Below are 13,478 nucleotides of genomic sequence, written 5' to 3'. Positions count from 1 at the left end.
GGGGCGTTCAGCGCGGTCCTCCCGGGAGCAAGAACGGAGCGAGGGAACCCCGGAGCGAAGCGTAGGGGCCGGATGAACGGAGCGGGACGGTTTTGCCTACTTTTCCCACGAGAAAAGTAGGCCGCCGTAAGGGCGGAAGGGTGATAATGCGTCGACATCGCCAATGAATGCGCATAAAAAAATCAAAACCCACACTCTTGAACCCGAACCTACCTCCCACCCCACAATCCAAGTAAAGTGCCGCTCCCCCGCCGTACCCCCGCAGAAAGGAACCGATCCCATGACCACCCCCGCCCTAGACATCGCCGTAGTCGGCGCCACCGGCACTGTCGGTGAATCCCTCGTCCAGATCCTCGAGGAAGTGGCCTTCCCGGTCTCCACCCTGCACCTGCTGGCCAGCATGGAATCCGCCGGCAGCAGCGTCATGTTCGCCGGCAAGAAGCTGAAAGTCCGCGAAGTGGACAGCTTCGACTTCGCCCAGGCGCAACTGGTGTTCTTCGCTGCCAGCCCCGCCGTGAGCCGCAGCTTCGCGCCCAAGGCCATCGCCGCCGGTTGCGCGGTGATCGACCTGTCCGGCGCCCTGGACGGCGCCACCGCCCTGGTCCCGGAAGCCAACGGCGAACGCATCGCCGAGCTCGCGCAGCCCGCGCTGATCACCAGCCCGAGCGCCGGCGCGGTGGCCCTGGCCGTGGCGCTGGCGCCGCTCAAGGGACTGCTCGATATCGAGCGCGTGCAGGTCAACGCCTGCCTCGCGGTTTCGGAGCAGGGCAGGGAGGCCGTCAGCGAACTCGCCCGGCAGACCGCCGAGCTGCTCAACGCACGCCCCCTGGAGCCGCGCTTCTTCGATCGCCAGGTCGCCTTCAACCTGCTGCCCCAGGTCGGCACCCCAGACGAACAGGGCCACACGGCCGTGGAGCGCCGCCTGGTCGGCGAGCTGCGCCAGGTGCTCGACCTGCCGCAGCTGAAGATTTCCGTGACCTGCATTCAAGTCCCGGTGTTTTTCGGCGATAGCTTCAGTGTCGCCGTGCAAAGCCGTAATCCGGTCGACCTGGCGGCCGTCAACGCCGCGCTGGAGGCCGCCGACGGCATCGAACTGGTCGAAGCGGGGGATTATCCGACACCGGTAGGTGACGCAGTGGGCCAGGACGTGGTCTATGTTGGTCGTGTACGCCATGGTGTCGATGAAGACCAGCAGCTGAACCTGTGGCTGACCACCGACAATGTGCGCAAGGGCGCGGCGCTGAATGCCGTGCAGGCGGCACAATTGTTGATAAAACACATGGCGTAAAAGATACTGCGAGCAATTTTGTCCTGCACCGCGCAAAGGTTTTCGGGACGCTTCATACAAGGGAAGAGTTCATGCTTCGAATTCGCAAACTGGTTCTGGCCATCGCGGCAGCCTCGGCGCTGTCGTCCGGCATGGCTAACGCTCTGGGGTTGGGCGAGCTGACCCTCAAGTCGGCGCAGAACCAGCCGCTGGATGCCGAGATCGAACTGCTCGATGTGCGCGACCTCACCGCAGCGCAGATGGCGCCCAGCCTGGCGTCGCCGGAAGAGTTCGCCAAGGCCGGGGTGGCCTTCCCGCCGTACCTCGAAGACCTCACGTTCACCCCGGTGGTCAACCCCAACGGCAAGAGCGTGCTGCGGGTCACCTCCAGCAAGGCGCTGCCGGAGCCGGTGGTCAAGTTCCTGGTCCAGGTCATGTGGCCCCAGGGCCGCCTGCTGCGCGACTACAGCGTGCTGCTCGACCAGGCGCAGGCCCAGGGCAGCCAGCCGACCCAGGCCAATATCAACCCGCCGGTCAGCGCGGGCAGCTACACCACCAAACGCCGCGACACCCTCTGGCAGATCGCCGCGCGTAACAGCAACGGCGGCTCGATCCAGCAGACCATGCTGGCCATCCAGGCGCTGAACCCGGATGCCTTCATCGGCAACAACATCAACCAGCTCAAGACCGGCCAGGTGCTGCGCCTGCCCGATCAGCAGCAGGCACAGAGCATTCCCCAGGCCCAGGCCAACCGCGAAGTGGCCGAGCAGTACGCCGCCTGGCGCGAAGGCCGTCGCCTCGGCCCGCGCGCACGGCAACTGGACGCCACCCGCCGTGGCGAGGCCGGCGCCGCGCCGGCACGCATTGCCCAGGGCGACAACCTGCGCCTGGTGGCGCCGGGCGGCAAGGGTGCGGCCGGTGAGGCCAAGGCGCTGGGCGACAAGCTGGCCGTGGCCCAGGAAAGCCTCGACACCAGCCGTCGCGACAATGAAGAACTCAAGAGCCGCATGGTCGACCTGCAGAGCCAGTTGGACAAGCTGCAGCGTCTGATCGAGCTGAAAAACGACCAGCTGGCGCGCCTGGAGGCCCAGGGCGCCGCGGCACCGCAGCCGCCGGCCGGCGCGCTGCCGGGCGAGCCGGCTCCGGCACAGCCGGCGGTAAACGCCCAGCTGACCCCGGCCGAACCGGTGGTCGCTCCGGCGCCTGCCGCCGCCGACACCGCGCCGCAGGATGTGGCCGCCGAAGCGCCGGCCAGCGAAGAGCCCGGCATGCTCGACCAGTTGCTGGGCAATCCGCTGCTGCTGGGCCTGATCGCCGGCTCCGCGTTCCTGGTCCTGCTGCTGTTGCTGCTGCTCCTGGCGCGCAAGCGCAAGGCCCAGCAGGAAGCCGAAAAGCACCTGCGCATGGCGCGTGCCCTGGCCGAGGATGGCGAGCGCGGCCCTGACCTGGAGCTGCCGCCCAGCAGCTTCGAAGGCCTCGACGTGTCGGCACCGAGCGTGACCCTGTCGCCAGCGGTGGTGGCGGCCTCGGCCGCTGCGGCCGTTGCCGCGGAAAAGCCTGTGGCCGCCGTCGAAGCCGCCGCGCCGGCGGTCGATCCACGTGCCGCGCTGCTGGCCGAAGTGGACGACAGCCTGGCCCGTGGCCGTCTCAACCATGCCGCCGACCTGCTGGAAGCGGCGGTGGCCTCCGAGCCGCAGCGCAGTGACCTGCGCCTGAAGCTGATGGAAGTCTATGCCCGCCAGGGTGACCAGGACGCCTTCGCCGGCCAGGAACGCAAGTTGGCGGTCAATGACGCGAACCAGGCCGAGGTCGCCGCGCTCAAGGAGCGCTTCCCGGCCATGCTGGGTGTCGCGGCGGTGGCGGCAGGCGCTGCCGGGGCTGCTGCCCTGGCCGCCGAGCTGGATGAGCAGTATGTCCAGGACCTGCTGCAGGACAAGGAGTTGGAGCTGGGCGAAAGCGCGCCGGAACTCGTCGTGGAGCCGGAACCTGAGCCTGAGCCTGTCGTGGCGGCCGAGCCGGAACCTGAGCCTGTCGCCGAAGAGAGCGACCTGGACAGCGCCTTCGACCTGAGCCTGGGTGATGACCTGCCGGTAGATGATCACCTGGACATGGCCGGTCTTGAGGACTTGGTTGTCGAGGCGCCCGAGGTCCAGGCCGAGGCCGCGCCTGCGCCTGCGGTTGCCGAAACCGATGCCGACGACGACTTCGAGGCTTTGCTTGCCCAAGCCCAGGCGACGCCGCAGAACGTCGACGACCTGGCCGAATTCGACCTGGATGTCGCCGAACAGCCGGTGGCCCCGGCCAGCAGCGAGGAAGCCCCGGTGGACGTGGCGGCGGAGCTCGCGGCCTTCGAGGCCATCCCGGAGTTCGACCCGATCTCCGAGCTGGAGCTGCCCGAGGACTTCGACCTGTCGCTGTCGCTGGACGACGACTCGCCGGCGGCGAAGAACTTCGCCTCGGAACTGGACGACGTCAACGCCGAACTCGACAAGCTGTCGCAGAACCTCGATGTCCCGGCAGCGGCGCCCGAACCGCAGTTCACCGCCGAGGACGCGGCACTGGAGCCCGAGCCGCTGGACGACCTGGACTTCGACTTCTTCTCCGGCGCCGACGAAGTGGCCACCAAGCTCGACCTGGCCCGCGCCTACATCGACATGGGCGACCACCAGGGCGCCCGTGACATCCTCGACGAAGTGGTCAAGGACGGCGACGACAGCCAGCGCCACGAAGCCAACGAGATGCTCTCGCGCCTGGTCTGAGGCGACGTTGCACCGCGCGGGGCAAGCCCATTTCCACAGAATACGTGGGAGCGGGCTTGCCCCGCGATCATTTCGGCCCCTGCACGGTTTGCCGGTATACTCCCGCCTTTCGTTTCAGCATCAGGTTTGCCGCTCTTGGACATCATCGACACCGCCGCCGCCGAATCGGCCGCCGAAGGCTACACCCGCATCGCCCTGGGCGTGGAATACAAAGGCTCGCGCTACCGCGGCTGGCAGCGCCAGGCCAGCGGCGTGCCCAGTGTCCAGCAGGCCCTGGAGCAGGCGCTGTCGACGGTGGCCAACGAGCCGATCTCGGTGATCTGCGCCGGGCGTACCGATGCCGGCGTCCATGGCTGCGGGCAGATCGTGCATTTCGACACCCGCGCGGTGCGCGACGAGCGTGCCTGGACCCTGGGCACCAACTTCAACCTGCCCCACGACATCAGCGTGGTCTGGTCGGCGCCCATGCCTGCGCACTTCCATGCTCGCTTCAAGGCCACCGCGCGTCGCTATCGCTACGTCATCTACAACGACCCGATCCGCCCGGCGCACCTGGCCGAGGAAGTGACCTGGAACCACCGCCCGCTGGACGTCGAGCGCATGGCCGAGGCCGCGCAGTATCTGCTGGGTACCCATGACTTCAGCGCCTTCCGCGCCAGCCAGTGCCAGGCCAAGTCGCCGATCAAGCATATCCACCACCTGCGCGTGACCCGCCATGGCCGGATGATCGTGCTGGACGTGCGCGCCACCGCGTTCCTGCACCACATGGTGCGCAACATCGCCGGCGTGCTGATGACCATCGGCGCCGGCGAGCGTCCGGTGGAGTGGGCCCGCGAGGTGCTGGAGGGGCGCAACCGCCGTGACGGCGGGGTGACCGCGCACCCTTACGGCCTCTACCTGGTGCAGGTGGAGTATCCGGAAGAGTACGCGCTGCCGCAGCGTTACATCGGCCCACACTTTCTTACCGGCTACGAGGCGCTGGCGGACTGACGGGGCACGGGTCATTTGCTACCATCGACGCTTTCCCGATCACCCAAGGTTCGCCGTCCATGAGCAATGTTCGCAGCAAGATCTGCGGGATTACCCGTATCGAGGATGCCCTGGCCGCGGTCGAGGCCGGCGCCGACGCCCTCGGTTTCGTCTTCTATGCGAAAAGCCCACGGGCGGTGGACGTGCGCCAGGCGCGGGCGATCATCGACGCGCTGCCACCGTTCGTGACCACCGTTGGGTTGTTCGTCAACGCCTCGCGCTGCGAGCTCAACGAGATCCTCGAAGTGGTTTCCCTGGACCTGCTACAGTTCCACGGCGATGAGACCCCAGCCGATTGCGAGGGCTACCACCGGCCCTGGATCAAGGCCCTGCGGGTGCGCCCCGGGGATGACCTGGAGGCCGCCTGCCGGCATTACGCCGGCGCCCGCGGCATCCTGCTGGACGCCTATGTGCCGGGCGTGCCGGGGGGAACCGGCGAGGCCTTCGACTGGTCACTGATTCCGCAGCACCTGAGCAAGCCGATCATCCTTGCCGGTGGCCTGTCGGCCGACAACGTTGCCGCGGCCATTCGCCAGGTGCGCCCGTACGCGGTGGATGTCAGTGGCGGTGTGGAGCAGGCCAAGGGCATCAAGGATGCGGCAAAGATCGAAGCCTTCATGCAGGCGGTGAAACACGCGTGAACGCGGATGTGACGGCTGGCCGCGCGCCATCGTCCATAGCTTTCGCAGCCCGGTGCTGCCAGGCCGCGCCAGAGCGCGGGGCATGCCGGGGAAGAATTGGAGGTGGGGCGGCCCTTTGCCGGTCCATCGTCGCTTTACAGAAGAATTTGAGCTCAAGGGCAGGGCGGGGCCACGCAGGTCTCCCCGGCCAATACTGGAGAAAGCAAGCATGAGCAACTGGTTGGTAGACAAACTGATCCCATCGATCATGCGTTCCGAGGTGAAGAAGAGCTCGGTGCCGGAAGGGCTGTGGCACAAGTGCCCGTCCTGCGAAGCCGTGCTGTATCGCCCGGAGCTGGAAAAGACCCTCGACGTCTGCCCTAAGTGCAACCACCACATGCGTATCGGCGCCCGCGCGCGCATCGATATCTTCCTCGATCCAGAAGGCCGTGCCGAGCTGGGCGCCGACCTGGAGCCGGTCGACCGCCTGAAGTTCCGTGACGGCAAGAAGTACAAGGATCGCCTGACCGCCGCGCAGAAGCAGACCGGCGAGAAGGACGCGCTGATCTCCATGAGCGGTACCCTGATGGGCATGCCGATCGTGGTCAGTGCCTTCGAGTTCTCCTTCATGGGCGGCTCGATGGGTGCCGTCGTCGGTGAGCGCTTCGTGCGCGCCGCCAACTACGCCCTGGAAAACCGTTGCCCGATGGTCTGCTTCTCCGCTTCCGGCGGCGCACGCATGCAGGAAGCGCTGATCTCGCTGATGCAGATGGCCAAGACCTCCGCCGTGCTGGCGCGCCTGCGCGAAGAAGGCATTCCGTTCATCTCGGTGCTCACTGATCCGGTCTACGGCGGCGTTTCCGCCAGCCTGGCGATGCTCGGCGACGTGATCGTCGGCGAGCCGAAGGCGCTGATCGGCTTTGCCGGTCCGCGGGTGATCGAGCAGACCGTGCGCGAGAAACTGCCCGAAGGCTTCCAGCGCAGCGAGTTCCTGCTGGAGCACGGCGCCATCGACCTGATCATCTCCCGTGACGAGCTGCGTCCACGCCTGGCGCGCCTGCTGGCGCAGATGACCGGCCAGCCGACCCCGGAAGCGGCCAAAGAGGTCGCCGCGGTCGCGTGATGAACCAGCGCAGCCTGGGCGACTGGCTCGCCTACCTCGAACAGTTGCACCCCTCGGCCATCGACATGGGCCTGGAACGCTCGCAACAGGTGCTGGCGCGCCTGGGGCTGGGCAAGCTGGCGCCGCGGGTGGTGACGGTGACCGGCACCAATGGCAAGGGCTCGACCTGCGCCTTCGTGGCTTCGTTGCTGCGCGCCCAGGGGCTCAAGGTCGGGGTGTACAGTTCGCCGCACCTGCTGCGTTACAACGAGCGGGTGCTGATCGAAGGCCGCGAGGCCAGCGATGAGCGCCTGTGTGAGGCGTTCGCCGCAGTGGAAGCGGCACGCGGCGAGATCTCGCTGACCTATTTCGAAATGGGCACCTTGGCGGCGTTCTGGCTGTTCAAGCAGTCCGCGCTGGACGCAGTGGTGCTCGAGGTCGGCCTGGGTGGTCGGCTGGACGCGGTCAACCTGGTGGATGCCGACGTATCGCTGGTCACCAGCATCGGCGTCGACCACGTCGACTACTTGGGTGATAGCCGCGAGTCGGTGGCCTACGAGAAGGCGGGGATTTTCCGCCAGGGCCTGCCTGCGCTGTGCGGCGACCTGGATCCGCCGCAGCCTTTGCTGGACAAGGTGCGCGAGCTGGATTGCCCGTTCTTCCTGCGCGGGCGTGATTTTGACCTGGATAGCAGTGCCGAACACTGGCATTGGCGTGGTCGCCAGCTCGACGGTTCGACCGTTGAGCTGCGCGACCTGCCGTTGCTCGACCTGCCCATGGAGAATGCCGCCCTGGCCTTGCAGGCTTTCCTGCTGATGGGCCTGCCGTGGGATGCCGGCACGGTTCGCCAGGCCTTGCTGGACACGCGTATCACCGGTCGTCTCGACCGACGCGAGCTGCTGCGGCAGGGCAAACGCGTGGAGTTGCTGCTGGATGTCGGCCATAATCCGCACGCTGCCGAGTACCTGGCCCGCCGCCTGGCGGCGCGCCCGGTGAAGGGGCGGCGCCTGGCGGTGTTCGGCCTGTTGGCCGACAAGGACCTGACCGGTGTGCTCGCGCCGCTGCGCGACCAGGTCGCCGACTGGGCGGTGGCGCCGCTGGACACGCCGCGCAGCCGCCCGGCCGCGGAGCTGGCGGATGCCTTGACGAACCTCGGTGCGACGGTGAAGTCTTACGCCAGTGTCGCGGCTGCCCTCGAAGGGCAGTGCGCCCAGGCGACGGCGGATGACCAGATCCTGCTGTTCGGTTCGTTTTTCTGCGTCGGCGAGGCCTTGGCCTGGCTCGAGCGGCAGGTCCCCGAGGATGGAGTAGATGGCAGTGCTGGATAAAGGGATGAAGCAGCGCATGGTCGGTGCGCTGGTGCTGGTGGCGCTGGCGGTGATCTTCCTGCCGATGTTGTTCACTCGCGAGGACGAGATGCGCCAGGTGCGTGTCGAGGCGCCGGAGGCGCCGGCCATGCCCAGCCTGCCCCAGGTGCAGGTGGAGCCGGTCCAGGTGCCGGAACCGCAACCGTTGCCGGAGCAGAACGAGCAGCCACCGGTGGTGGTCGACGAGTCCACGGCACCGGTGACGGCGCCGAGCCAGCCCATCGCGCCGGTAGCGACCGTGGCGCCGCCCGTGCAGCCCAAGCCGCAGACGCCAGTGCCGACGCCGCCGGTGGCCAAGGTGGAGGCGCGTCCGGTGCCTGCGCCGAGCGCGGCGCCTGCCGCTCCTGCCGCCAAGCCGGTCGCGCCGTCGAAGATCGATGCCAACGGCCTGCCGGTGAGCTGGTCGATCCAGTTGGCCAGCCTGTCCAATCGTGCTGGTGCCGAGAACCTGCAGAAGACCCTGCGCAGCCAGGGCTACAACGCCTATATCCGTTCGGCGGATGGCATGAACCGGGTGTTCGTCGGTCCGCTGATCGAGCGCGCCGAGGCCGAGCGGCTGCGTGATGTGATCAGTCGCCAGCAGAACCTCAAAGGCATCGTGGTGCGCTTCCAGCCGGAGCGTGGCTGACGCCCATCTAGCGCACCCTCTGTAGGAGCGGCCTTGTGCCGCGAAAGGGCCGCAACGCGGCCCCCCCGCTCACACCTTGGGGCTGCTGCGCAGCCCTTTCGCGGCACAAGGCCGCTCCTACAGACTCCGCGTAGGCTAGGCGGTCTGTCTCAGGGCGTAAAGCTGTCCCCAAAGTCAGCCCGCAGCCCTTCAAACACCTGACATTCCGCTTACCCCAAGCCCCCTGGCTCTGGTAAAATGCGCCGCCTCAAACGTCGGCAGGCAACACCGTGGCATTTACCTGGGTTGATTGGGCGATCATCGCGATCGTCGTCATTTCATCACTGATCAGTCTCAAGCGCGGCTTCGTCAAGGAAGCCTTGTCCCTGCTCATCTGGATTGTCGCCGGTGCGGTGGCCTGGATGTTCGGCGGCTCGCTGGCGCAGTATCTTGAAAGCTATATCCAGATGCCTTCAGCGCGGGTCATTGCCGGCTGTGCGATTCTTTTCGTCGCCACGCTGCTGGTCGGGGCGATGCTCAATTTCCTTATCGGCGAACTGATCCGCGTGACCGGGTTGTCCGGCACCGATCGCTTCCTCGGCATGGCCTTTGGCGCCGCGCGCGGGGGGCTGCTGGTGGTGGTGGCGGTCGGGCTGCTGAGCCTGGGGCCGGTGCAACAGGATCCGTGGTGGCAGGAATCACGCCTGATACCACAATTTCTATTGGTAGCCGATTGGTCGAAGAACCTCATACTCGGGTTCAGTGGCCAGTGGATGTCCAGTGGGGTCAGCGCACCCGTTGACCTTCCGTTCAAGGAGCAGCTGCTCGGGCCGACCAAGCCCTGAGCGCTCTTCACTCAAGTTTCATCAAAGTAGGGGTTGCGTCGCATGTGTGGCATCGTCGGTATCGTCGGTAAGTCGAACGTCAATCAGGCGCTGTATGACGCGCTTACGGTCCTCCAGCACCGCGGCCAGGATGCTGCCGGTATCGTGACCAGCCACGACGGCCGGTTGTTCCTGCGCAAGGATAACGGCCTGGTGCGCGACGTCTTCCAGCAGCGTCACATGCAACGCCTGGTCGGCAGCATCGGCATCGGTCACGTGCGTTACCCGACCGCCGGCAGCTCCACGTCGGCCGAGGCCCAGCCGTTCTACGTCAACTCGCCCTACGGCATCACCCTGGCGCACAACGGCAACCTGACCAACGTCGAGCAGTTGGCCAAGGAGATCTACGAGTCCGACCTGCGCCACGTCAACACCAACTCCGACTCTGAAGTGCTGCTGAACGTGTTCGCCCACGAGCTGGCCGTGCGTGGCAAGCTGCAGCCGACCGAGGAAGACGTGTTCGCCGCCGTTTCCCACGTGCACAGCCGCTGCGTCGGTGGCTACGCGGTGGTGGCGATGATCACCGGCTACGGCATCGTCGGCTTCCGCGACCCCAACGGCATCCGTCCGGTGGTGTTCGGCCAGCGTCACACCGACGAGGGCGTCGAGTACATGATCGCCTCGGAAAGCGTGGCCCTGGACGTGCTCGGCTTCACCCTGATCCGCGACCTGGCGCCGGGTGAGGCGGTGTACATCACCGAAGGCGGCCAGATGTTCACCAAGCAGTGCGCCGAGAACCCGAAACTGCAGCCGTGCATCTTCGAGCATGTCTACCTGGCCCGTCCGGACTCGATCATCGACGGCGTCTCGGTATACAAGGCGCGCCTGCGCATGGGCGAGAAGCTGGCCGAGAAAATCCAGCGCGAGCGCCCGGACCACGATATCGACGTGGTCATCCCGATCCCTGACACCAGCCGCACCGCGGCGCTGGAACTGGCCAACCACCTGGGCGTCAAGTTCCGCGAAGGCTTCGTCAAGAACCGCTACATCGGCCGTACCTTCATCATGCCCGGCCAAGCCGCGCGCAAGAAATCGGTACGCCAGAAGCTCAACGCCATCGAGTTGGAATTCCGCGGCAAGAACGTGATGCTGGTGGACGATTCGATCGTGCGCGGCACCACCTGCAAGCAGATCATCCAGATGGCCCGCGAAGCCGGCGCCAAGAACGTCTACTTCTGCTCCGCGGCCCCTGCGGTGCGCTACCCCAACGTCTACGGCATCGACATGCCGAGCGCTCACGAACTGATTGCCCACAACCGTACCACCGAACAGGTGGCCGAGTTGATCGGCGCCGACTGGCTGATCTACCAGGACCTCCCGGACCTGATCGACTCGGTCGGTGGCGGCAAGATCAAGATCGAGCATTTCGATTGCGCGGTGTTCAACGGTGAGTATGTCACCGGCGATATCGACGAAGCCTACCTCGATCGCATCGAGCAGGCCCGTAATGACCTGGCCAAGGTGAAGAACCAGGCAGTCAGCGCGATCATCGACCTGTACAACAACTGATTTGGGAGCGACGGCATGACCGATCAATGGGATGCCGGTCGACTGGACAGTGACCTCGAGGGTGTCGGTTTCGACACCCTGGCGGTGCGCGCCGGTCAGAACCGTACACCGGAGGCCGAGCACAGCGAAGCGCTGTTCCTGACCTCCAGCTATGTCTTCCGCACGGCCGCCGACGCCGCCGCGCGTTTTGCCGGCGAAACGCCGGGCAACGTCTATTCGCGCTACACCAACCCGACCGTGCGCGCCTTCGAGGAGCGCCTGGCGGCCATGGAAGGCGCCGAGCAGGCCGTGGCCACCTCCACCGGCATGGCGGCGATCCTCGCCGTGGTCATGTCGCTGTGCAGCGCCGGCGACCATGTGCTGGTGTCGCAGAGCGTGTTCGGCTCGACCATCAGCCTGTTCGAGAAGTACTTCAAGCGTTTCGGCGTACAGGTGGACTACGTGCCGCTGGTCGACCTGAACGGCTGGGAAAAGGCCATCAAGGCCAATACCAAGCTGCTGGTCGTCGAGTCGCCGTCCAACCCGCTGGCCGAGCTGGTGGACATCACCGCCCTGGCCGAGATCGCTCATGCCCGTGGCGCCATGCTGGTGGTGGACAACTGCTTCAGCACCCCGGCCTTGCAGCAGCCGCTCAAGCTCGGCGCTGACATCGTGTTCCACTCGGCGACCAAGTTCATCGACGGCCAGGGCCGTTGCATGGGTGGCGTGGTGGCCGGACGCAGCGAGCAGATGAAGGAAGTGGTGGGCTTCCTGCGTACCGCCGGCCCGACCCTCAGCCCGTTCAACGCCTGGGTCTTCACCAAGGGCCTGGAGACCCTCAAGCTGCGCATGCGCGCCCACTGCGAGAGCGCCCAGGCGCTGGCCGAGTGGCTCGAGCAGCAGGATGGTATCGAGAAGGTCCACTACGCCGGCCTGCCAAGCCATCCGCAGCATGAACTGGCCAAGCGCCAGATGAGTGGCTTCGGCGCGGTGGTCAGCTTCGAGGTCAAGGGCGGCAAGGAAGGCGCCTGGCGCTTCATCGATGCCACCCGGGTGATCTCCATCACCACCAACCTTGGTGACAGCAAGACTACCATCGCCCACCCGGCGACCACCTCCCATGGGCGTCTGACGCCGCAGGAGCGCGAGGCGGCGGGTATCCGTGACAGCCTGGTGCGCGTGGCGGTCGGCCTGGAAGACGTGGCCGACCTGCAAGCCGATCTGGCCCGCGGCCTGGCTGCGCTGTGATCGACTGGAAGGGTGGCGAGCCCGGCCATAACGGCCGGGTGGCCCTGGTGACCGGTGCCGCTCGCGGCATCGGCCTGGGTATCGCCGCCTGGTTGATCTGCGAGGGTTGGCAGGTGGTGCTGAGCGACCTGGACCGCCCGCGCGGCACCAAGGTCGCCAAGGCCCTGGGCGACAACGCCTGGTTCATCACCATGGACGTGGCCGACGAGGCCCAGGTCAGTGCCGGGGTGTCCGAGGTGCTCGGGCAGTTCGGCCGGCTGGATGCGTTGGTGTGTAACGCGGCGATCGCCAACCCGCATAACCAGACCCTGGAAAGCCTGTCCCTGGCTCAGTGGAACCGGGTGCTGGCGGTCAACCTCAATGGCCCTATGCTGCTGGCCAAGCATTGCGCACCTTACCTGCGCGCCCATGGCGGTGCGATCGTCAACCTGACCTCCACCCGCGCCCGGCAGTCCGAACCGGACACCGAGGCCTATGCCGCCAGCAAGGGCGGCCTGGTCGCCTTGACCCACGCCCTGGCCATGAGCCTGGGGCCGGAGATTCGCGTCAATGCGGTGAGCCCGGGCTGGATCGATGCCCGTGATCCTTCGCAGCGACGCGCTGAGCCCTTGACCGAGGCCGACCATGCCCAGCATCCGACGGGCAGGGTGGGGACGGTCGAGGATGTGGCGGCGCTGGTGGCGTGGCTGCTGTCGCGCCAGGCGGGGTTCGTCACCGGCCAGGAGTTCGTGGTCGATGGCGGGATGACCCGCAAGATGATCTACACCTGAGCTGTAACCTGTTGAGATGAAAGAGAAAGGGGCCGAGAGCCCCTTTTTTTGTCGGTTGTGCTGGCTCTATCGCGGGGCAAGCCCGCTCCCACGCTGTGGCGTCTTGCTGTGGGGGGGGGCTTGCCCCGCGATCAGGCTGCCCCAGCGGCTACCTTTTTTGCCCTTTTTGAAAAAAACTTCAATGGGGGTATTGACTTAGCATCGGTACCTGCGTAAATTTCGCGGCCTCAGCGAAGCAAACGCAACAAGCAACATCGCGGGGGTGATTAGCTCAGCCGGGAGAGCATCTGCCTTACAAGCAGAGGGTCGGCGGTTCGATCCCGTCATCACCCACCAC

11 protein-coding genes and 1 tRNA gene are annotated in these 13,478 nt (G+C 66.4%); all 12 read left to right on the top strand.

Annotation, left to right across the window (positions count from 1 at the left end; all coding sequences use genetic code 11):
• Window positions 1–280 precede the first annotated feature (280 nt).
• The 12 genes from HU735_RS26325 to HU735_RS26270 all read left to right on the top strand — a co-directional run bounded on the left by HU735_RS26325 (window position 281) and on the right by HU735_RS26270 (window position 13,477).
• Window positions 281–1,288, top strand: a complete 1,008-nt coding sequence (locus HU735_RS26325) for an aspartate-semialdehyde dehydrogenase (RefSeq protein ID WP_186716406.1) — start codon at window positions 281–283, stop codon at window positions 1,286–1,288.
• Between the two features lie 71 nt (window positions 1,289–1,359).
• Window positions 1,360–4,026, top strand: a complete 2,667-nt coding sequence (locus tag HU735_RS26320) for a FimV/HubP family polar landmark protein (protein WP_186716404.1) — start codon at window positions 1,360–1,362, stop codon at window positions 4,024–4,026.
• A 135-nt stretch (window positions 4,027–4,161) separates the two neighbouring features.
• A complete protein-coding gene (gene truA, locus HU735_RS26315; protein WP_023632367.1) occupies window positions 4,162–5,016 on the top strand; it encodes a tRNA pseudouridine(38-40) synthase TruA in 855 nt (284 codons plus the stop codon).
• Window positions 5,017–5,075: 59 nt separating this feature from the next.
• Entirely contained in the window at window positions 5,076–5,696 is a 621-nt protein-coding gene (locus HU735_RS26310; protein ID WP_186716398.1) for a phosphoribosylanthranilate isomerase, read from the top strand.
• A 208-nt stretch (window positions 5,697–5,904) separates the two neighbouring features.
• The gene (gene accD, locus HU735_RS26305; RefSeq protein WP_110739881.1) at window positions 5,905–6,798 is read left to right on the top strand and encodes an acetyl-CoA carboxylase, carboxyltransferase subunit beta; all 894 of its coding nucleotides are present in this window, start codon (window positions 5,905–5,907) and stop codon (window positions 6,796–6,798) included.
• The gene (folC, locus tag HU735_RS26300) at window positions 6,798–8,105 is read left to right on the top strand and encodes a bifunctional tetrahydrofolate synthase/dihydrofolate synthase (RefSeq protein WP_186716397.1); all 1,308 of its coding nucleotides are present in this window, start codon (window positions 6,798–6,800) and stop codon (window positions 8,103–8,105) included. The genes accD and folC overlap by 1 nt, the downstream gene beginning before the upstream one ends.
• Window positions 8,089–8,772 carry an SPOR domain-containing protein gene (locus tag HU735_RS26295; RefSeq protein ID WP_186716396.1) on the top strand — a complete coding sequence of 228 codons (684 nt, stop codon included), beginning with the start codon at window positions 8,089–8,091 and terminating at the stop codon, window positions 8,770–8,772. The genes folC and HU735_RS26295 overlap by 17 nt, the downstream gene beginning before the upstream one ends.
• A gap of 269 nt (window positions 8,773–9,041) precedes the next feature.
• Window positions 9,042–9,596, top strand: coding sequence for a CvpA family protein (locus HU735_RS26290; RefSeq protein ID WP_050704773.1), 555 nt, complete (start codon window positions 9,042–9,044; stop codon window positions 9,594–9,596).
• A gap of 42 nt (window positions 9,597–9,638) precedes the next feature.
• Window positions 9,639–11,144: an amidophosphoribosyltransferase gene (gene purF, locus HU735_RS26285; protein ID WP_050704774.1), complete on the top strand. Its 1,506-nt coding sequence runs from the start codon at window positions 9,639–9,641 to the stop codon at window positions 11,142–11,144.
• A 15-nt stretch (window positions 11,145–11,159) separates the two neighbouring features.
• Window positions 11,160–12,371, top strand: a complete 1,212-nt coding sequence (locus HU735_RS26280; protein ID WP_028690444.1) for an O-succinylhomoserine sulfhydrylase — start codon at window positions 11,160–11,162, stop codon at window positions 12,369–12,371.
• The gene (locus HU735_RS26275; RefSeq protein ID WP_050704775.1) at window positions 12,368–13,141 is read left to right on the top strand and encodes an SDR family oxidoreductase; all 774 of its coding nucleotides are present in this window, start codon (window positions 12,368–12,370) and stop codon (window positions 13,139–13,141) included. The genes HU735_RS26280 and HU735_RS26275 overlap by 4 nt, the downstream gene beginning before the upstream one ends.
• A gap of 260 nt (window positions 13,142–13,401) precedes the next feature.
• Window positions 13,402–13,477, top strand: a tRNA-Val gene (locus HU735_RS26270).
• The last annotated feature ends 1 nt before the right edge of the window (window position 13,478 follow it).

Origin of the sequence: Pseudomonas sp. BW16M2 (assembly GCF_014268865.1) — a bacterium.
Taxonomy (GTDB): domain Bacteria; phylum Pseudomonadota; class Gammaproteobacteria; order Pseudomonadales; family Pseudomonadaceae; genus Aquipseudomonas; species Aquipseudomonas peradeniyensis.
This window is presented reverse-complemented; position numbering and strand designations above follow the sequence as displayed.